This is a genomic window from Micrococcus sp. 63XJN7_8_ISO-PGPR-S23-253, from assembly GCF_056173425.1.
On the sequence record NZ_CM149673.1, the window covers coordinates 2427677 to 2445946 of the forward strand.

Annotated in this window: 18 protein-coding genes; 6 read left to right on the forward strand and 12 right to left on the reverse strand. The window is 74.4% G+C overall.

Annotated features, from left to right (window positions below; genetic code table 11):
* Positions 1-24: 24 nt before the first annotated feature.
* Positions 25-1260 carry an MFS transporter gene (locus tag AC0VX4_RS11220; RefSeq protein ID WP_002855480.1) on the forward strand — a complete coding sequence of 412 codons (1236 nt, stop codon included), beginning with the start codon at positions 25-27 and terminating at the stop codon, positions 1258-1260.
* Positions 1261-1300: 40 nt separating this feature from the next.
* Here the strand turns inward: AC0VX4_RS11220 and AC0VX4_RS11225 are convergent, their stop codons facing one another.
* Positions 1301-2332, reverse strand: coding sequence for a DMT family transporter (locus AC0VX4_RS11225; protein ID WP_475464396.1), 1032 nt, complete (start codon positions 2330-2332; stop codon positions 1301-1303).
* A 272-nt stretch (positions 2333-2604) separates the two neighbouring features.
* On the opposite strand from AC0VX4_RS11225, the gene AC0VX4_RS11230 reads away from it, so the two are divergent.
* Positions 2605-2964: a VOC family protein gene (locus tag AC0VX4_RS11230; protein WP_049159199.1), complete on the forward strand. Its 360-nt coding sequence runs from the start codon at positions 2605-2607 to the stop codon at positions 2962-2964.
* Between the two features lie 127 nt (positions 2965-3091).
* On the opposite strand, the gene AC0VX4_RS11235 is transcribed toward AC0VX4_RS11230, so the two are convergent.
* Positions 3092-3655, reverse strand: coding sequence for a GNAT family N-acetyltransferase (locus AC0VX4_RS11235; RefSeq protein WP_475464397.1), 564 nt, complete (start codon positions 3653-3655; stop codon positions 3092-3094).
* A gap of 91 nt (positions 3656-3746) precedes the next feature.
* Positions 3747-4322, reverse strand: a complete 576-nt coding sequence (locus AC0VX4_RS11240) for a hypothetical protein (RefSeq protein WP_475464398.1) — start codon at positions 4320-4322, stop codon at positions 3747-3749.
* Positions 4323-4569: 247 nt separating this feature from the next.
* On the opposite strand from AC0VX4_RS11240, the gene trpB reads away from it, so the two are divergent.
* Positions 4570-5871 carry a tryptophan synthase subunit beta gene (gene trpB / locus AC0VX4_RS11245; protein WP_475464399.1) on the forward strand — a complete coding sequence of 434 codons (1302 nt, stop codon included), beginning with the start codon at positions 4570-4572 and terminating at the stop codon, positions 5869-5871.
* Positions 5872-5901: 30 nt separating this feature from the next.
* On the opposite strand, the gene AC0VX4_RS11250 is transcribed toward trpB, so the two are convergent.
* Entirely contained in the window at positions 5902-6162 is a 261-nt protein-coding gene (locus AC0VX4_RS11250) for a cold shock domain-containing protein (protein ID WP_410992252.1), read from the reverse strand.
* A 217-nt stretch (positions 6163-6379) separates the two neighbouring features.
* Here AC0VX4_RS11250 and AC0VX4_RS11255 point away from each other — a divergent pair, with 217 nt between their 5' ends.
* Positions 6380-7081 carry a ZIP family metal transporter gene (locus AC0VX4_RS11255; RefSeq protein WP_049159747.1) on the forward strand — a complete coding sequence of 234 codons (702 nt, stop codon included), beginning with the start codon at positions 6380-6382 and terminating at the stop codon, positions 7079-7081.
* 30 nt (positions 7082-7111) lie between these two features.
* Here AC0VX4_RS11255 and AC0VX4_RS11260 read toward each other — a convergent pair whose 3' ends face one another.
* The 3 genes from AC0VX4_RS11260 to AC0VX4_RS11270 all read right to left on the reverse strand — a co-directional run bounded on the left by AC0VX4_RS11260 (position 7112) and on the right by AC0VX4_RS11270 (position 11134).
* Positions 7112-8032 (reverse strand): SDR family oxidoreductase, encoded by a 921-nt coding sequence (locus AC0VX4_RS11260; RefSeq protein ID WP_475464400.1) that lies wholly within the window; start codon positions 8030-8032, stop codon positions 7112-7114.
* 217 nt (positions 8033-8249) lie between these two features.
* A complete protein-coding gene (locus AC0VX4_RS11265) occupies positions 8250-9881 on the reverse strand; it encodes an amidohydrolase (RefSeq protein ID WP_060774836.1) in 1632 nt (543 codons plus the stop codon).
* An 80-nt stretch (positions 9882-9961) separates the two neighbouring features.
* A complete protein-coding gene (locus AC0VX4_RS11270) occupies positions 9962-11134 on the reverse strand; it encodes a cystathionine gamma-lyase (RefSeq protein WP_060774837.1) in 1173 nt (390 codons plus the stop codon).
* A gap of 61 nt (positions 11135-11195) precedes the next feature.
* Here AC0VX4_RS11270 and AC0VX4_RS11275 point away from each other — a divergent pair, with 61 nt between their 5' ends.
* Positions 11196-12941, forward strand: a complete 1746-nt coding sequence (locus tag AC0VX4_RS11275; RefSeq protein ID WP_475464401.1) for an ABC-F family ATP-binding cassette domain-containing protein — start codon at positions 11196-11198, stop codon at positions 12939-12941.
* A gap of 45 nt (positions 12942-12986) precedes the next feature.
* Here AC0VX4_RS11275 and AC0VX4_RS11280 read toward each other — a convergent pair whose 3' ends face one another.
* Positions 12987-13436: an SRPBCC family protein gene (locus AC0VX4_RS11280; RefSeq protein ID WP_020627043.1), complete on the reverse strand. Its 450-nt coding sequence runs from the start codon at positions 13434-13436 to the stop codon at positions 12987-12989.
* 104 nt (positions 13437-13540) lie between these two features.
* On the opposite strand from AC0VX4_RS11280, the gene AC0VX4_RS11285 reads away from it, so the two are divergent.
* The gene (locus AC0VX4_RS11285; RefSeq protein WP_020627044.1) at positions 13541-14278 is read left to right on the forward strand and encodes a Pr6Pr family membrane protein; all 738 of its coding nucleotides are present in this window, start codon (positions 13541-13543) and stop codon (positions 14276-14278) included.
* A 7-nt stretch (positions 14279-14285) separates the two neighbouring features.
* On the opposite strand, the gene AC0VX4_RS11290 is transcribed toward AC0VX4_RS11285, so the two are convergent.
* From AC0VX4_RS11290 to AC0VX4_RS11305, 4 genes are all read right to left on the reverse strand, one after another.
* A complete protein-coding gene (locus tag AC0VX4_RS11290; protein WP_020627045.1) occupies positions 14286-15116 on the reverse strand; it encodes an alpha/beta fold hydrolase in 831 nt (276 codons plus the stop codon).
* Between the two features lie 160 nt (positions 15117-15276).
* On the reverse strand, positions 15277-15804 hold the full coding sequence (locus tag AC0VX4_RS11295; protein WP_036315583.1) for a hypothetical protein: 528 nt from the start codon (positions 15802-15804) through the stop codon (positions 15277-15279).
* A gap of 11 nt (positions 15805-15815) precedes the next feature.
* The gene (locus AC0VX4_RS11300) at positions 15816-16406 is read right to left on the reverse strand and encodes a DinB family protein (RefSeq protein ID WP_010079843.1); all 591 of its coding nucleotides are present in this window, start codon (positions 16404-16406) and stop codon (positions 15816-15818) included.
* A 98-nt stretch (positions 16407-16504) separates the two neighbouring features.
* The gene (locus tag AC0VX4_RS11305) at positions 16505-18049 is read right to left on the reverse strand and encodes an alanine/glycine:cation symporter family protein (RefSeq protein WP_475464402.1); all 1545 of its coding nucleotides are present in this window, start codon (positions 18047-18049) and stop codon (positions 16505-16507) included.
* Between the last annotated feature and the right edge of the window lie 221 nt (positions 18050-18270).

Here is an 18270-nt window from a genome sequence, read left to right on the forward strand (position 1 = left end):
GCAAACAATGCTACCTTTTGCATCATGCAAATCGCCGAGCAGGAACGCATCGCCTCCCCCACTTTCGTCCTCGCCTGGGTGGTCTCCTTCCTCCAGTTCCTCGCGTTCTACGCCCTCGTCACCACCATGGCCGTGTACGCGGTCCGGCAGTTCGCCGCCTCGGACGCCGGGGCGGGGCTGGCCTCGAGCGCCTTCGTCATCGGCGCCACCCTCAGCCGCGTGGTCACCGGCCACGTGGTGGACCGCTTCGGCAAGCGCCGCGTCCTGGTGGTGGCCCTGGTCGCCGTCGCGCTGTCCTGCACGCTCTACCTCGTCGCCTCCTCGCTGCCGGCCCTCGTGGCGGTGCGCATGCTCCACGGCGCCAGCTACGCCTTCGCGAGCACCGCCGTCATGGCCCTGGCCCAGGCGGCCATCCCCGACGGGCGACGCGCGGAGGCCACCGGCCACCTCGCGCTGGGCACCACCCTGGCCACCGCGATCGGACCCGCCCTGGGGCTGTTCCTCGCCGGCTCCATCGGCTACGCGTGGCTGTTCCGGGTGACTCTGGGGATCACGGTGGTCAGCCTCGTGCTGGGCCTGCTGGTGCGCGAGGCACCCGCCGCTGCGGGTGTCGACGGCGAGCGCGCCGCCGGCGAGGTCCCCCTGGAGCACCCCGCCCCCGCGGTGGGCTTCCGCCTGCGCTCCGTGCTGCACCCGGCGGTGCTGCCGATCAGCGGCTTCATGCTGCTGGTGGGCCTGAGCTACGCCGGGATCCTCACCTACCTGAACGCCTACTCGGTGGAGCGCGGGCTCGCAGCCGGCGCCGGCCTCTTCTTCCTGGCCTACGCCGCGGCGATGCTCGTCATGCGCCTCACCCTGGGCACCCTGCAGGACCGCCGGGGGGACGACGCCGTCGTCTACCCCGCCCTCCTCTGCTTCACGGCCGCGCTCCTGGTGCTGGCCTTCGCCACGCGCGACTGGCAGGTGGTGCTGGCCGGGGCGCTGAGCGGCCTCGGCTACGGCACGCTCATGCCCGCGGCCCAGGCGATCGCCGTGAACGCGGTGCCCTCCCACCAGCTCGGCGCCGGCATCTCCACCCTCATGCTGTTCGCGGACGTGGGGCTGGGCCTGGGCCCCGTGCTCCTCGGCGGGCTCGTGGCCTCGGCCGGCTACGGCGCCATGTACGCGGCCCTGGCGGGTGTGCTGCTGATCGCCGCCGGGTACTACTTCGTGATGCACGGACGCCGACACGGACGGCGGGGGGCCGCGGCCCGCGCCTGAGGTCCCGCGCGGTGACGGCGGCCTGCCGCCGCGGGCGACGCTACCGGCGCCGCGCCGGCCACGACGCGAGCGTGACGGCGGCGAGGGCGCCCAGGGTGCCCAGCACCGTCGTCGTGGTGACCGTGGATCCGTCAGTGGGGGCCACCAGGTCCACCACGAGGGAGCCCAGGAGGTTGCCCGAGACCAGACCGAGGGTGGCGGCGAAGACGCCCAGGCGCGGGACGACCATGGCGCCCACCCCGATGAACACGCACCCCAGCGGGCCGCCGAGGTAGAGCCGCCAGTCGTGCGGCAGCGCGGGCAGGCCGTGGCCGGAGGCCAGGGCGATCCCGCCCCACACGATCCCGAGGAAGAGGACGCCGGCGGTGAAGTTGACCAGGGTCGCCGGGATGGCGGTGCCGTAGGCCGTGGTCTGACGGGCGTTGAACACCTGCTGTCCGGCGGTGGCCAGGCCGGCCAGCAGGGGCAGCAGGGCCAGCAGCGCCCAGCCGGGCCCGCCGCCGGCCTCGCCGAGCGAGGGCCACACCACGAGGGCGACCGCGGCCAGGGCGAGCGCGGCCCCCGTGACGCGCCGCGGCGTCAGGCGCTGCACCCCGGCGGGGCTGAGTCCGAGCCGGTCCACGACCATCCCGCCGACCACCTGCCCGGTGACCACGGCGACCGTGAACACGGCCACGCCGAGGGGACCGATCGTCGCGGACTGGGTGAGCACGAGGAGCCCGCCGATCACGCCCGCCACCGCATACCACGGGCGCACGGACCCCGCGGCGAGGGCCGGGCGGATGCGGGCCAGGCCCCGGCGGCCCCGCGGCGTCAGCACGCTCACGAGCACCATGACGACCAGGCCCGCCGCGAAGGAGCACAGCGCAGCGAGGACGGGGTCGCCCGTCAGGTGGGCGAGGCGGGAGTTGATGCGGCCCTGCAGCGGCATCACGGAGCCGGCGGCCACCGCGAGCGTGAACAGCAGGGCGGTCGCCCGCGGGGAGGGGGCGTCCGGGCGGGCGGCGGCGTCGGCCGGGCGGGGGCGGGAGGGTCCACGGCCGGCGGACGGGGCAGAGGATTCGGGTGGCATCCCCCCGTTCTACACCCCTAGGTTTACTGACCAGGGACGTTGATCGAAGAGCCACTGCATGAGATTCACCTCGACACTGGGTGATGGGATGGCGTGGGGATCAACATTCTGAGCGCCGTTGTCATCACGTACTGAATCGCCCCGGCGTCTCCGACCGGATGCTGTTTCACTAGGGGCTCGAGGGCTGTCGACCCCGGCGGCTGCGGATCCGGCGACGGGCTACCGGCATTTCCAGACCTGAGCACAACCCCGCAACGAACAAGGAGAACGTCATGTCACTGCGCCTGTCGCATACCACCTGGGATGCCCTCGACCCGTACGCCATCGCGGAGTTCTGGCGTCAACTGCTGGACTGGAGCATCACGGAGGCCGACACCTACAAGCCCGGATCAGACGAGTGCTACCTGACCAGCCCGCACGGGTACACAGTCCTCTTCTACCGCGTGCCCGACGCCAAGACCGTCAAGAACCGCGCACACATGGACCTCGCCCCCGAGGACTCCACGCGAGACGAACAGGTCGAACGCGCACTGGACCTCGGAGCAACCCTCGTCGACGACCGGCGCGAGGACCTCGGCTGGGCCGTCATGGCCGACCCGGAGGGAAACGAGTTCTGCATCCTCAGTGCATGACCCCACTGGCCGCGCCACTGAGGACAAGGCGCCGGAAGCCCCACACCGCTTCGGTGGCCTGAATTCGCTGTACGGATGAAGGGCACCTCAGCAAGACAGTGACGTGACCGTGGGTTCACGGTTCTCACTAGGCGGCCAGGCGCGCGTCGAGCCCGGCGCGCACCGCAGGCCATTCCTCGCGCACCACGCTGAAGTAGTCGACGTCGGCGATCGTCCCGTCCGCCGCCGGACGGAAGCGGCGCAGAGTGCCCTCGAACGTCGCCCCCAGGCGGGCGATGGCGGCGTGTGAACGGGCGTTGCGGTGGTCGCAGCGCAGGGCCACCCGCTCCAGCTCCCATTCCTCGAACGCGTGCCCGAACAGCAGCAGCTTGCAGCCGGGGTTCACGGAGGTGCCCCACACCCGACGGGCGTAGACCGTGTGCCCCACCTCCACCCGCAGCCCGGGCACCAGGTCATAGAGGCTCGTGCGCCCCACCAGCTCCCCGCCCTGCTCGACGGCGAAGGCGAAGGTGCCCTCCCGCTCGATCAGCTCGGCGAGGTGCGCGGACATGGCCACCCCGTCCACCGGCAGGGGCGCACTGTTCCCCGCCCACATGGCCGCGTCGACGAGCTCGCGCAGGGCGGGGCCGTCGTCGGGGGCGAGGGGGCGCAGGGTGAGGTCCCCGCGGGTGAGGACGATCTCGTGCTTCATGCACCCATCCTGTCAGCGGACTCGGGGTGATCTCCCGGCACGACGAGACCGAGCGCCACGGACGAGGGCGTCGCCCGGGCGACCGGCCGGCTCAGAGCGTGGCGGACCGGCGGGCGGAGGCCCTCATGGCCGCGGCCCGCTGCGCCACAGAGGCCTCCAGGGCGCCCGGCTGCAGGGCCGGGGCGAAATCGGCGGCCACCTCTCGGGCGACTCCCTCGAGGGCGGAGGCGTCCTGGGCGACCCAGGCGCGCAGCGTCAGGTGCTCCCGCATCCACGCCGTGAGCGTCTCCTCGGACTCCGGAGTCAGGGCGAAGCCCTCCCCCGCAGCACCCGGGCTGGTGCGCTCCACATCCAGGCCGAGCTCGCCCGCCAGCAGGGCGGCGAACGCCTGGCGCAGCGGTGAGACGCCGGTACGACCGGACTGGAAGGCGGCGCGCACCTCGCGGCACTGCAGGCTCTCGTCGGCCACGTCGACGGCGAGGACGTCACCGGCGGCGGGGGTGAGGCCCAGGGCGGCACGGGTTGACTCCTCGGCCACCACGGCCACGATGCCGGGCACTGCGGGGGCGGCGGTGAGGAACTCGGCGTACCGCATGCCCGGAGTGGCGGCGAGCACAGCGGCGGCCTCGGCGGTCAGGGACGGGGTGTCGGCGGCGGTGATGGTCATGGATCCAGGGTGAATCGCGATTCACCGAGACGGGGAGCGACGTCCACATTCTGAGATCTGCAGCCACAGGGTGAGACTCACGCCTGCCCCGACGTGCAGTACGCTGGCCCCGTGCAGATGCACGCGCAGCAGTGGTGGACCGCCTGAGGGCGGCCCCGATCATGCGCATCTGACACGACGAGCCGCTCGCCTGCCGGGCGGCTCGGTCATGAGCGGCTCGGCGGGCCCCATCCCAGGAGGACCCCCGATGACCCACCGCAACCCCGAGGACAACGCCCTGAAAGGCGCCGCCGAGCCCCGCACCCTCGCCGAGGCCTGCGACCTCGTCACCACCCCGGACCTGGACGTCTCCGCGGACGGCACGTTCGGCCAGTACGGCGGCGCCCATCTGCCCCCGCAGCTGGCCGGCCCCATGGCCGAGGTCGCCCGCGCGTACGCCGAGGCGCGCACCGACCCCGAGTTCTACGCCGAATACCGACGCCTGCTGCGCGACGCCGTCGGGCGCCCCTCCCCCCTGACCCCGCTGGACCGCCTCTCCGACGAGCTCGGCGGCGCACGGATCGTGCTCAAGCGCGAGGACCTGAACCACACGGGCGCCCACAAGATCAACCACACGATCGGCGAGGCGCTGCTCGCCAAGCGGATGGGCAAGCGCAGCCTGATCGCGGAGACCGGCGCCGGCCAGCACGGCGTGGCCCTGGCGACGGCGGCCGCGATGGTCGGCCTCGACTGCGAGATCCACATGGGCGCGATCGACGTGGCCAAGCAGCACCCCAACGTGGTGCGCATGCGCCTGCTCGGCACGAAGGTGGTCTCGGTGGAGCGCGAGGGCCGCTCCCTGAAGGAGGCCGTGGACTCGGCGTTCGAGGTGTACGCGGCGGACCCGGAGAAGTACCTGTTCGCCATCGGCTCCGTGGTGGGCCCGCACCCGTTCCCCACGATGATCCGCGACTTCCAGTCCGTGGTCGGCCGCGAGGCCCGCGCCCAGTTCCGGGAGCGGTTCGGGGCGCTGCCGAGCGCCGTCGTCGCCGCGGTGGGCGGCGGCTCCAACGCGATCGGCGCGTTCACCGCGTTCCTCGACGACGCCGACGTCGCGCTCGTGGGCGTCGAGCCCGGCGGCCGCTCCTCGGCCAGGGGCGAGCACGCGATGACCATGACCCAGGGCCGCGAGGGCGTCCTCCACGGCATGGCCACCCTCGTCCTCGCCGACGACGACGGCACCCCGGACCCCGTGCACTCGATCGCCTCGGGTCTGGACTACCCGGGCGTCGGCCCGCAGCACGCCCACTTCGCGCGCGTCGGCCGTGTCCGGTACGTGGCCGAGGACGACGCGGCCGTGCTCGACGCGTTCCAGCGGCTGACCCGGCTGGAGGGCGTCATCCCCACGCTCGAGTCCGCGCACGCCGTGGCGCACGCGATCCGCCTCGCCCCGCAGATGGGCCGGGACGCGCGGATCCTGGTCAACCTCTCCGGCCGCGGGGACAAGGACGTGGACTACGTGGCCGAGAAGCTCGGTCTCACAGGCGAGGCGGACGAGGTCGTGCGGTGAACTGAGGCGGCGGCCCGGCGTCGCCCCAGGTCAGCGCGGCGGTCCCCCGTGCGGGGGATGCACGGCACGGGCCCGGTAGAGAAACCCGTCCTGATCGTTGTGGGCCTCCAGTGCCTCGAACAAGAACTCCACCTCCTCGCCGACTGTGAGGCTGGACGGGACGGAGTCGAGCATGGGCAGGTGACTGAAATGGACCCAGCACCCCCCGGGCGTCGCCTCGCTGTCGATCACGCCCCAGCCGCCATCGCGATCCCACGTGACCACTCGTCCGAGACTTGCATTGCGGTTCATCGGTCATCTCCGTCAGTGGGCAGGGAGCGGGAGGGTGGCAGGCCTCGCCATGGATGCTGGAGTCAAGAGTGACCTATGCAGGCACGTCGCCGCGAGTCCGGCCGGCCAGGCCTCATCCGGGCACCCCCCGGATGTCTTGGCCGAGGCATTCTCCGCTCTGGCGCCGCGCGGGTCAGACCGGCGTCGTCCCCGGTCAGCGCGTAGCCTGGCTGCCGTGATGACCCTGATGTGGGGCGCGGTCGCCGCGTCCTCCCTGCTCGTGGGCGCCGTCCTGGCGACCCTGCGCCGCTGGCACATGGGCACGATCGGACTCGTGCTCGCCTTCGGCGCCGGCGCGCTGATCGCGTCCGTGTCCTTCGAACTCGCGGAGGCGGGCGTCCAGGCGGCCGGGCCCGCCGCCGTCGGCATCGGGCTGACGCTCGGCGCGGCCGCCTACTTCCTCGGCGACCGTGCGGTGGAGCGCTCCGCCGCGAGGTCCGGCGGCTCGTCCTCGGGCGCCGCACTGACCGTGGGCGCGCTGCTGGACGGCATCCCGGAGCAGCTCGTGCTGGGCATCGGGCTGGCCGCGGGCGAGGGCGTGTCCCTCGCGCTGCTCGTGGCGATCTTCATGTCCAACCTGCCCGAGTCCATCGCCGCCACGGCCGACTCCCTCGACGGCGGCAAGACGCGCCGCCACCTGCTGATCCAGTGGTCGCTCGTGACGGTGGTCTGCGCCCTGGCGACGTGGGGCGGCGGGCTGATCGCCGACGTCGCCTCCCCCGCCCTGACCGGCGGCATCCAGGGCTTCGCGGCCGGCGCCCTGCTGGTCATGCTGATCGACACGATGATCCCCGAGGCCCGTGAGAAGGGCGGGGAGAAGGCCGGGCTGCTCACCGTGGTCGGCTTCGCGCTCGGCGCGTTCCTGTCCCTGGTGGTGTGACCGCCCAGGGACAGGAACGGCCGGATCCGGTCACGGGGTGGGCATGCCGCCGGTCACCGGGATGGTCGCGCCCACCACATAGGAGGACTCCGGCGAGGCCAGGAACACGTAGGCCGGGGCGAGCTCGGTGGGCTGCCCGGCGCGGCCCAGCGGAGTGGACTGGCCGAACTCCGGCAGGGCCTCCGGCTTCTGGCCGCCGGAGGGCTGCAGCGGTGTCCAGATCGGACCGGGCGCCACGGCGTTCACGCGGATGCCCTTCGGGGCCAGCTGCTGGCCCAGGGACTTGGTGAAGGTGTTGATGGCGGCCTTGGTGGAGGAGTAGTCCACCAGCTGCTCCGGGGCCATGTAGGCGACCACGGAGGTGGTGTTGATGATCGTGGAGCCCGGCTTCAGGTGCGGCAGGGCGGCCTTGACCAGGCGGAACTGGGCCAGGATGTTGACGTCGAAGGTGGCCTCGAGCTGCTCGTCGTCGATGTCCTCGATCGAGTCCTGCGCCACCTGCTTGCCGCCGTTGTTCACCAGCACGTCCAGCCCGCCGAGCTTCTCCACCGCCTGGGCCACGAGGTCGGCGCAGAACGTCTTGTCGCGGAGGTCGCCGGGGATCCCGACGGCGGTGCGCCCCTCCGCCTGCAGGACCTCGAGGACGTGCTGGGCGTCCTTCTCCTCCTCGGGCAGGTAGGTGATCACGACGTCGGCGCCCTCGCGAGCGAACGCGATCGCGGTGGCCGCGCCGATGCCGGAGTCGCCGCCGGTGATGAGCGCCTTGCGGCCCTCGAGACGGCCGGTGCCGCGGTAGGACTTCTCACCCAGGTCGGCCTTCGGCGTCATCTCCGCGTCCAGGCCGGTGCCGGGCAGCGACTGCTCCGGCGGGCTGATCACGGGGTAGCGCTTCGTGGGGTCCTGCAGGGTGAGCTGGTCGGTGGTGGTGGTGTTCGCGTCGTCGTGCGCCACGGGATGCTCCTCATGGTCTCGGGGCGACGCGCGGTCTGCGCGCCGTCCTCCGAGCCTAGGGAGCAGCCCCCCGGCAGAGCCACGGCTGACCGCCGGGCCACCGGACGTGCCCCACCCGCTCCCCTGGATGACGAGCCCTGCGATATGGCCCCCAAACGCGTGGTTTAGGGGCCATATCGCAGGGCTCGTCGCGGGGTGCCGGGGCCGGGGCCGGGCGTCACAGCCCGCCGTGCACGACCTCCCCGCCCACGGCGGTGGCGACGACGTCGATCGCCGCGATCTGGTCGCTCGGCACCGCGCGCGGGTCCTCGCCGAGCACCGTGAAGTCCGCGAGCTGGCCTGCGGCGAGCCGTCCCTTGCGGCCGCCCCAGCCGGTCGCCTCCGCGGAGCCGACCGTGTAGGCGTGCAGGGCCTCGGCCACCGTGAGCCGCTCCGCGTCCGGGCCGTACTGCTCGCCGGTCTCGGTGCGGCGCAGCACGAAGTCCTGGATGACCTCCAGTGGGCGGCCACCGGCCACGGGGCGGTCCGAGCTGCCGGGCAGCACCAGGCCCGCGCGCAGCAGCCGCCCGGCCGGGTACGACAGCGCGGCCCGCTCCGGCCCGATCCGCTCCCGCACCGACCCGCCGAACGCGCTGATGAAGTTCGGCTGGGTGGCCATCACGACCTCCAGCTCGGCCATGCGGGCCACCTGATCGTCGCGGACCACCCCGCCGTGCTCCACGCGGTGCGGCATCACGGGGCGCCCGAACCGGCCCCGCGCCTCGGCGATCACGTCGAGGGCGAAGTCGAGGGCGGCGTCGCCGATCGCGTGCAGGGCCAGGGCCCAGCCGGCGGCCGCGGCACCGAGGCACGCCCGGCGCATCTCCCCCGCGTCCTGCTGCAGATACCCGCGGCCGTGGCCGTGGCCGCAGTAGTCCTCGGTCATCGCGGCGGTCTGGCCCAGCATCGACCCGTCCGTGAACACCTTCGCCGGCCCGATCTGCAGCCACTCGTCGCCCACCCCCGTGCGCACGCCGGCGTCGAGGGTGAGGTGCGTGCCGTCGTCGGGATGGCCGTCCACCGGGCGCAGCGCGTCCAGGGTGACCATCGTCTGGAAGCGGGTGCGCAGCAGCCCCGCGTCCCGGGCGCGCTGATACGCGCCGAACTCGAGCGGGCTGTGCCCGATCCACCCGCCGGCCACCCCCGCATCCGTCACCGAGGTGATGCCCTCCGCCGCGTACTCCTGCGAGGCCCGCGCCAGGCACGCGCCGATGTGCTCGTGGGACTCCGGCTGCAGCAGCCGGGTCACCAGGCTCATGGCGGTCTCCTCCAACAGACCGGTGGGCCGGCCCTCGGCGTCCGTGAGGATCCGCCCGCCCTCGGGCTGCTGCAGCACCTGCTCCCCCACACCGGCCAGGACCAGCACCACCCCGGACACCGTGACGGCGTGGCCCGTGTTGTGGCGGATGAGCACGGGGCGCCCGGAGGCGGCGGCATCGAGGCTGTCCCGGTCGGGCTGGGGTCCGGTGAGGTGGCCGGGGTCGAAGCCGGTGCACGTCACCCAGGCGCCGGGGTCGAGCTCGGCGGCGCGGGCGCGGACCCGGCGGTGGACCTCCTCCGCGGTGCGCGCGCCCTCGAGGTCCACGTCCAGCCGGGACTGGCCGAACCAGACGCTGTGCGCGTGGGCGTCGTTGAACCCGGCGAGGACGGTGCGCCCCCGTGCGTCGAGGCGTTCGCGTGCTGCGAGGCCGTCCAGCTCCTCGTCCACCCCGACGACGACGCCCCGCCACACCCCCAGCCGCGAGGCCGACGGGCGGGCGGGGTCGCCGGTGATGAGGCGGGCGTTCTCCACGATCAGGTCGAGCTGCATGGGGCGGGTCTCCTGGGGCGGGGCGACGGGGGATGGTTCGCGAGCGTAGCCGGGCCGGACTCAGGCGGGCAGGGCCGGGCTCAGGCGGGTCCGGCCGCCGCGTCCAGCGCCCGGGTGAGATCGGCGAGCAGCTCCGCCGTCGGCTCGACGCCCACGGACAGGCGCACGAAGCCAGCCGGGACGTCGTCGCCCCAGCGGGCGCGGCGCTCGGCCGCGGTGTGGGTGCCGCCGAAGCTCGTCTGCGCCACCACGTACGCGGCCGCCCCGATGAACCGCTCCGCCGCGGCCGCGTCCGCGAACTCCAGCCCGACGACGCCGCCCGCCGCCGTCATCTGGCGCGCGACGATCGCCGCGTCCGGGTGGTCCGGCAGCCCCGGGTAGGCCACCGCGCGCACGGCCGGGTGCCCGGCCGCGAGCTCGGCGACCGCGAGCGCTGACGCGCACATGCGGGCGAAGCGGACCTCGAGGGTCTCCAGACCGCGGTGGATCAGCCAGGCCTCGTGGGTGCCGAGGATCCCGCCGGCCAGGGTGCGCCAGCCGCGCACGCGCGTCATCAGCTCGGGGTCGCGGGACGCGACGTGCCCGCCGAGGGCGTCGGTGTGCCCGTTGAGGGCCTTCGTGTCCGAGGCGACGACGACGTCCGCGCCCAGGTCCAGCGGCCGCTGCCCCAGCGGGGTCAGGGAGGTGTTGTCCACGACGACGAGCGCCCCCTTCCCGTCCCGACGCCCGTTCGCGTGGGCGCGGGCGGCGACGTCGGCCAGGTCCGCGACGCGCAGCCCGGGGTTGGAGGGGGTCTCGACGAACACGAGGTCGTAGGCGGAGAGGTCGGCGTCCGCGAGGCCCGGCGTGGACACGAAGTCCACGTGGACGCCGGCGGGCACGAGGTGCTCGGCGGCGAGGGCGCGGGTGGCGCCGTAGCCGTCCGCGGGCAGCAGGGCACGATCGCCGGGGCGGAGCACGGGCAGCAGGGCGGCGGCGATGGCCGCCATCCCGGAGGGGACGACGGCGACGTCCGCGTCCTCGAGCACGCCGAGGGCGGCCTCGAGCGCGGCCCAGGTGGGCGTGCCCCAGCGGGCGTACTGGAAAGGCACGTCCGCGCCGGGGGCGGTGGGGGCGCCGTCCGGGTCCGCGCCGGGCAGGTGGAACGCGCTCGCGTGGACCAGCGGCGGGGAGATGGACTCCCCCGGGGCCATCCCGTGGGCGCGGTGGTGCAGGACGGTGCCGAAGGCGGGCGGCGGCGGGGCGGCGGACATGGCCCCGAGCGTAGTCCCGACCCCGGACGCGGCAGCGCGCCCCCTCCCTAGACTGGCGGACATGACCTCCGGCCCTCCCTCCCCCGCCCTGCCCGCCGGGCCCGCCGCCCACCTGCGCGGCGAGCACCTGACCGTCTCGCTCGGCGGGCACCGCGTGCTCACGGACGCCACGGTGCGGATCAACGCCGGCTCGCGGCTCGGGATCGTGGGTGAGAACGGGCGCGGCAAGACCACGCTGCTCCACGTGCTCACGGGCCGGATCACGCCCGACGTCGGCCGCGTGACGCGGGCGGGCACGCTCGCGTTCGTCCCGCAGGCGCTGCGGGCGCGGGCCGACGGGCGCTCCCGCACGGTGGGCGACCTGGTCCGCGACGCCCTCACGGGCCCGCACGCCGCACTCGAGGCCCTGGACGCCGCCGCGGCCGCCCTGGCCGAGGCCCCCGACGACGCCGGCGCCGGACACCGGTACTCCACCGCGCTGGAGCGGGCCCACCTCTACGACGCCTGGGACGCCGGCCGGCGCGTGGACATGGACCTCGAGGGGCTGCACGCGTGCACGGACCGCGAGCGCCCCCTCACATCGCTCTCGGTCGGCCAGCGCCACCGGGTGCGCCTGGCCGTCACCCTCGGCTCCCGGCCGGACCTGCTGCTGGACGAGCCGACCAACCACCTGGACGACGTCGCCCTGGACTTCCTCACCCGCCGGCTGGTGGAGCACCCGGGCGGGGTCGCCGTCGTCAGCCACGACCGCGCCCTGCTGCGCGCCGTGTGCACCGACATCGTGGACCTGGATCCCAGCCAGGACGGGCGGCCGCGGCGGTACTCCGGCGGGTACGCCGGCTGGGCGAAGGGGCGCCGCCGCGCCCGGGCCGCCTGGGAGCAGGAGTACGCCGAGCAGAACGCCGAGCGCGAGCGGCTGGAGCTGGCCGTGGAGGACGCGCGGGAGCAGATGCAGGGCTCGTGGCGGCCCCCGAAGGGCACCGGCAAGCACCAGCGCTCGAGCCGGTCGGCGGGGATCGTGCAGATGTTCAACCGGCGCTTCGACGAGCTGGAGGCGCACCGGATCACCGTGCCCGAGCCGCCCCTGCGCCTGGACTGGCCGTTCGCGGACAGGCCCGACGGCGACCCGCGGGACGGCGCGGACGCGGCGGCGGGCACGGCGGGCGGGCCGGGCACGGCGGGCGACGACGTCCTGCTCACCGCGGACGCCGTGCGCGTGGCCGGGCGGCTCGAGCAGCCGATGGGCGCGGCCCTCGTGCCGGGCGGCCGCGTGCTGGTGACGGGCCCGAACGGGGCCGGGAAGTCCACGCTGCTGCGCGTGCTCGCCGGGGACCTGGAGCCCACGAGCGGCTTCGTGACCGTGGGCGCCGACGTGCGCGTGCGCCTCGTGGCGCAGGAGACCCCCGCGTGGGACGAGGAGCGCACCGCCGCCGCCGTGTTCGAGGAGCACGTGCGCCGCGTCGGCGCGGACGAGGCCGGCGTCGACGACCTGGGCCGTCCCCTGCCGGCCCCCACGCTGCCCTCGCTCGGGCTGCTCACCGCCGAGGCCGCGGACACCCCGGTCGGACGCCTGTCCCAGGGGCAGCAGGCCCGTCTGCACCTGGCGATGGTGCTCATCGAGCGCCCCCACGTGCTGCTGCTGGACGAGCCGACGAACCACCTCTCCCCCGCGCTCGTGGACGAGATGACCGAGGCCCTGCAGGTCACGGAGCAGGCCGTCGTCGTGGTGACCCACGACCGGCAGATGCTCGCCGACCTCGCCGACTGGCCGCGCGTCGAGCTGCGGACCGACGCCGCGGCGGTGTGAGGCGGGCGGGGCCCCTGGCCACAGGCCCGGCCCGGCGGTCCGCCCTCAGAGGTGCGCCCGGCACAGCCGCCGCAGCGCCACGCGGGCCGGCAGTCGGTAGGCCAGGGCGACGACGGCGGGCCCGTGGACCGTCAGCCCCGCCCGGGTGCCGCGGGGGGTGGCGGTGAGGTCGTGCGTCATGGAGACCGCCGTCCCGGCCACCCGCACCGTCCACCGCCAGGTGCGGGCGTCGTCGTCGACCTCCTCGACCACGAACGGGACGCGCAGCCCCAGGGGCGCGTGGACCACGCCGCGAAGCCCGGCCCGCAGCCGGCGCCGTGGCGCCTCCACGGCGCGGATCTGCGGAGCCCACCGCGGCCACAGGCGCAGGTCGGCGTAGCGGGCCCAGGCCACGTCCACGGCGGCGGGCCCGGTCGTCGTCACGCGGCGGAACTGTCGGGGGCGGCGCGCGCGCCTCGCGCCGGCGGGGGTGCGGGTCCAGGGGGTCCGGATCATGGTGCCGAGCGTAGGGTCCGGACCGCCGGCCGGGACACGCCCGCCGGCCCGAGCGGCTCGGCCAGTGCACCGGGGGCGGCGTCGCGCTCCGGCAGGATGGGCGCATGACCCTCCCCACCCCCTCCGGCCGCTGGACGACGACGGCGCGGCCTGCCTTCGCCGTCGCCGCGGCCCTGTCCCTGGGCGGCAACCTGCTCTCACTGTGGATCGGCTCGTGGAAGTCCTCGGACCTGCCGGCCGACGCGGGCTACGCGGGCGTGCTCGAGGGCGGCTGGGAGCACATGCTCAACCAGCCCACGTACTTCACGTTCCTCTCGAACTTCCTGGTGGGGCTGACGTCCCTGCTGCTGGCGCTGCGCCTGCACCGGCCGGGCACGCTGTTCCGGGTGCTGCGGGTGACGGGGGTGGTGTGCATCGTGATCACGGGCGTGGTGTTCAACGTGCTGCTGCGGGACGCCGACCCGATGACCGCCGTCGAGCGGTTCAACGACACCCTGCAGCACATCGTCACGCCGATCCTCACCCCGGTGCTGTGGGCGGTCTTCGGGCCGCGGCGGCAGATCACGTGGCGGGTGGTGTGGTTGTCCACGCTCATCCCGCTCGCCTGGCTGGCGTTCACGCTGCTGCGCGGGCCGTGGCTGGACTGGTACCCGTACACGATCCTGGACGTCCCGCGGCTGGGCTACGACGGCGTCGCCGTCTACGTGGTGGCGATCCTCGTGTTCTTCGTGGCGGTCGCCGCCCTGCTGCGGGTGGCCGACGGCCTGCTGGCGCGGGCCGGCGTCGGGGTGGGGGCGGGCGCCGAGGCGGAGGCCCGGGTGGAGGCCCGTCCCTCCCCCTGACCCCGCCTCAGTCCGACGCCGCGCGGCCCACCTGCACCGCCCACGCGCGGACGAGCGCCTCGGCGACCTCCGGCTGGTCCAGGTGCACGTTGTGGCCGGCGGCGTCGAGCGCCGCGTAGGTGGCGCGCGGGTAATGCTCCAGGAGCGCGGCCTGGTCCCGGTAGCCGACGAGGTGGTCCTCCCGGCCGGTGAGGATCAGGGCGGGCCCCTCGAACGGCGGCGCGGCCTCCTCCGGCACGGCGTCCAGGACGTAGCGCGCGGACAGGCGCTTCAGCGCCTCCTCGTCCACGGCGCGGACGCCCGGCAGCGCGTGCTCGCGGAACCGCTCCCACGTGTCCCGCGTCAGCCGCGGGGACATCTCGAGGAACGGGGCGGCGTCGTCGGGGTCGAGGGTAGACATGAAGGCGTCGTCGCGCTCGCGCACCACCAGGTCGGTGCGGGTGCGCCGGTCCTCGTCCGGGTCGACGACGGGCGCGAGCAGCCCCAGCCCCAACACCTGCGCGCCGAACTCGGCCGCCACGTGCCGGGCGAGCAGGCCGCCGAGGGAGTTGCCGAGCACCGCGAACGGCCGCTCGCCGACCTCCGCGCGGATCCAGTCCACGAGCCAGGCGGCGAGCTCGGGGAGGCCGCCGTCGTCCTGGAGGGCCGAGGTCCGGCCGAAGCCCGGCAGGTCCACGTAGATCCGCTCGACCTCCCCGGCCTCGGCGAGGGCGTCGTCGAGCGGCAGCAGCAGCCGGTGGTCCACGCTGTTGCCGTGCACCGCGATCAGCGGGACGCCGGAGCCGCGGCGGACGACGTGGGGGTTCTCGGGGGTGTGCTCGGATGTGTGCTCGGTCATGGGTCCGAGCGTAGGGCTGAGCGCGCGGTGCCGCCCTCTCCCCGCTGCCCCCTCCCCACCGCTTTGCGGGCCGAATGCGACGCTCCCGTGCCCGATTCAGGGGCTCATCCGTCGGATTCGGCCCACAAAGTGCTCGGCCGGGCCGCCCGGTGCCGGCCGGTCACCAGAGCAGCTGGTCCCCGCGGATCTGCGTCTGGAGTCCGTCGATGCGCCCGAGCACGGAGACCTGCAGCAGGGCCGGCCAGGCGTGCACCACGAGCCCCAGGGCCACCGCGACCACGCCCCAGACCGGATGCCCGACGGCCGCCAGCGCCACGCCCGCCACCGCGTGCAGACCCGCGGAGGCGGCGTGGCTGACGAGGGAGCCCACGGCGGCGGTGCGGATGCGCCGCAGGTCGGCCCGGCCGGTGATGCGGCGGCTGATGGCCGCGTTCCAGCCGACGGCGCCCAGCTGCCGGGAGAGCCAGTCGGTGCGGACCCGGCGGGCGAGATCGCGCCAGCGCGTGTCCCGCCTCCACGGCCGGTCCACGAGCTGCCGCGAGGGCTCCCCGTAGAACGGGCCGAACCCGAAGGTCCCCACCGTGAGCACGCCGACGAACAGCCCCGGCGCCGTCGGCGCCATCAGCACGAAGGCGGACATCAGGGCGGCGACGGTGAGGGCCAGACCGGCGAGCGAGCGGGGAGTCATCACCGCGGACGCTAGCGCACCGGGCCCGCACCCCGGGCGATCCCCTCGAGCCGCCGCACGTGCGCGGCCCACCGCTCGGCGTCCCAGCCGGGCAGGTTGTCCCCGGGGCCGCGCAGGCCGGCCTGCCCGTCGATCCCCTCGCGCAGGATGTCGGCGTGGCCGGCATGGCGGGCCGCGTCGAGGGCCACGTGGGAGAGGATCTGCGCCAGAGTCACCTCGGCCAGGTGCGCGGGCCACCAGGGGACCCGCCCCCGCGCGTCGAGGACGAGGGCCTCGATGGTCGCGTCCGCGTGCGCGAAGCATCGCCGCGCGTAGTCGAGGACGTCCTCGAGGGTCTCGTCCTCGGCGGCGAACAGGTCCGCGCCGTCCTCCTCGCCCACCCCCGGCGCGTCCCAGGGCAGGGGGATGCCGGCGGGGCGGCCGAAGACCTCGCCGAAGTACTCGAGCTCGCACGTGGCCGCGTGCTTGAGCAGGCCCAGCAGGTTGGTGCCGGTGGGGGTGCGGGGCAGGCGGACCTCCCGCTCGGGCAGGCCGTCCAGCTTCGCGAAGAGGGCGTCGCGCTGCCGGCGCAGCCCCTGATGGAGGATCTCCTTGTGGTCCATGGGGTGAGCCTGCCGGGATTCAGGCCGCGCGGACGGCCCTGGCCCGTGGCCCGACGTCGTCGCGGACGTCCGGCGCCCCGGGCCGCCGTCGTCGGTCCTCAGCCCTCCCGGCGCGGGACCACGGTGATGGCCCGGGTGTCCGGGGCGGTGTCCGCGACGTGGTCCATGGCGCGGTCGAGGTCGCCGGTCTGCTGGTACGCCGCGTGGATCTGTTCCCACAGGCGGGCGTTGCGGACGCCGATCGCGCGCGGATCCAGCACGGGTTCCTGGCCGGCGCGGCGCTGACGGTCGTAGTCCTTGAGCAGCCGGATGGCCACGGGGCTCAGCAGGATGAGCGCCACGATGTTCACCCACGTGTAGAGGCCGACGCCGAAGTCCGCGAGGGACCACACGAACGCGGAGGTCTGCACGGACCCGAACACCATGGAGCCGGCCAGCAGCAGCCGGGCGATCGCGATGACCGCGCGCTGCGCCGTCTTGTTGGGGATGAGGTAGGCGACGTTCGTCTCCGCGTAGAACGCGAAGGAGAGCAGGGTGGTGAAGGAGAACAGGAAGACGGCGATCGCCACGAAGGACGGTCCGAAGGCGGGCAGTGCCTCGTCGATGGCGATCTGGACCCATGCCGGGCCCTCCTCGACGCCGGGCACGTGCTCCGCGAGGAGGCTCTCCTCGTCCGGGCCCAGCACGTTGAAGCTGTTCGTGGCGAGGATCATCAGGCCGGTCATGGTGCAGACGAACAGGGTGTCCACGTAGGCGGAGAACGCCTGGGCCAGGCCCTGCTTCACGGGGTGGGAGACGTGGGCGGCCGCCGAGGCCTGGGCGCCCGAGCCGGTGCCGATCTCGGTGGAGTACACGGCACGGCGCACGCCCCACGCGACGGCGGCGCCGAGGATGCCGCCGTAGACCGAGTCCAGGGCCAGCGCGCTGGAGAAGATCAGCCCGAACATCGCGGGGACCTGCTGCCACATCAGCCCGACGACGAGCAGCCCCACCAGGATGTACGCGCCGGCCATGAACGGGACCACGAGGCCCACCGTGCGGCCCAGGCGGTGCATGCCGCCGAACACGATCACGCAGAACAGCACGGCCATCCCGAGTCCCACCCACAGCGGGTCCCAGCCCCACGCCTCGGTCGTGGCGGCGGTGACGGCGTTGGCCTGGATCTGCGGGCCGGTGAAGACCGTGGCGAATACGGTGGCCGCGGCATACGCGACCGCCAGCCACCGCCAGTTCCGGCCGAGCCCCTCGAGGATGTAGTACGCGGGCCCGCCGCGGTACTCCCCGCGGACCTTGTGCTTGTAGAGCTGTGCGAGCGAGCTCTCCACGAGCGCCACGGGGGCGCCGAGGATCGCCGTCACCCACATCCAGAACAGCGCGCCCGGGCCGCCCAGGTAGATCGCGGCCGCGACGCCCGCGATGTTGCCGACCCCGATGCGCCCGCCCAGGGCCATGGCGAACGACTGGAACGAGCTGATCCCCGCCGACGACGATCCTCCCCTGGCCAGCTGACCCACCATGTCCGTGAGCAGCCGCACCTGGGGAGCCGCCATGCGGATCGTGAAGTACAGGCCCAGGGCGAGGAGCCCGACGACCATGGGCAGGCTCCACATGATCGAGTTGGCGGCGGCGACGAACTGCTCCATGGTCACTTCCCAGGTCGTGGACAGGATCCGTGCACTCCATCACATTCGGGCCACCCCGGGCACCCCTGAGCCTCCCGGGGGTCTGCGCGGGACCGGCAGGGTCGGCCGGCCAGACACGCCGCGCCGTCCCTGCACCCCCGCCTCCCTCGAACCAGGAGAAAGTGGTCGCCTCACGAGGCGTGAGGCGACCACTTCCTCTGATTCGGCGTCGAGGGCAGTCC

Bases quoted from the DNA above. Each gene is read 5' to 3' on its own strand.
- AC0VX4_RS11275 (WP_475464401.1), top strand. From the start codon at position 11,196: ATGACCTCCGGCCCTCCCTCCCCCGCCCTGCCCGCCGGGCCCGCCGCC.
- AC0VX4_RS11250 (WP_410992252.1), bottom strand. From the start codon at position 6,162: ATGAACCGCAATGCAAGTCTCGGACGAGTGGTCACGTGGGATCGCGAT.
- AC0VX4_RS11230 (WP_049159199.1), top strand. From the start codon at position 2,605: ATGTCACTGCGCCTGTCGCATACCACCTGGGATGCCCTCGACCCGTAC.
- AC0VX4_RS11235 (WP_475464397.1), bottom strand. From the start codon at position 3,655: ATGAAGCACGAGATCGTCCTCACCCGCGGGGACCTCACCCTGCGCCCC.
- AC0VX4_RS11280 (WP_020627043.1), bottom strand. From the start codon at position 13,436: ATGATCCGGACCCCCTGGACCCGCACCCCCGCCGGCGCGAGGCGCGCG.
- AC0VX4_RS11265 (WP_060774836.1), bottom strand. From the start codon at position 9,881: ATGCAGCTCGACCTGATCGTGGAGAACGCCCGCCTCATCACCGGCGAC.
- AC0VX4_RS11270 (WP_060774837.1), bottom strand. From the start codon at position 11,134: ATGTCCGCCGCCCCGCCGCCGCCCGCCTTCGGCACCGTCCTGCACCAC.
- AC0VX4_RS11285 (WP_020627044.1), top strand. From the start codon at position 13,541: ATGACCCTCCCCACCCCCTCCGGCCGCTGGACGACGACGGCGCGGCCT.
- AC0VX4_RS11290 (WP_020627045.1), bottom strand. From the start codon at position 15,116: ATGACCGAGCACACATCCGAGCACACCCCCGAGAACCCCCACGTCGTC.
- AC0VX4_RS11240 (WP_475464398.1), bottom strand. From the start codon at position 4,322: ATGACCATCACCGCCGCCGACACCCCGTCCCTGACCGCCGAGGCCGCC.
- AC0VX4_RS11295 (WP_036315583.1), bottom strand. From the start codon at position 15,804: ATGACTCCCCGCTCGCTCGCCGGTCTGGCCCTCACCGTCGCCGCCCTG.
- AC0VX4_RS11225 (WP_475464396.1), bottom strand. From the start codon at position 2,332: ATGCCACCCGAATCCTCTGCCCCGTCCGCCGGCCGTGGACCCTCCCGC.
- AC0VX4_RS11300 (WP_010079843.1), bottom strand. From the start codon at position 16,406: ATGGACCACAAGGAGATCCTCCATCAGGGGCTGCGCCGGCAGCGCGAC.
- trpB (WP_475464399.1), top strand. From the start codon at position 4,570: ATGACCCACCGCAACCCCGAGGACAACGCCCTGAAAGGCGCCGCCGAG.
- AC0VX4_RS11305 (WP_475464402.1), bottom strand. From the start codon at position 18,049: ATGGAGCAGTTCGTCGCCGCCGCCAACTCGATCATGTGGAGCCTGCCC.
- AC0VX4_RS11220 (WP_002855480.1), top strand. From the start codon at position 25: ATGCAAATCGCCGAGCAGGAACGCATCGCCTCCCCCACTTTCGTCCTC.
- AC0VX4_RS11255 (WP_049159747.1), top strand. From the start codon at position 6,380: ATGACCCTGATGTGGGGCGCGGTCGCCGCGTCCTCCCTGCTCGTGGGC.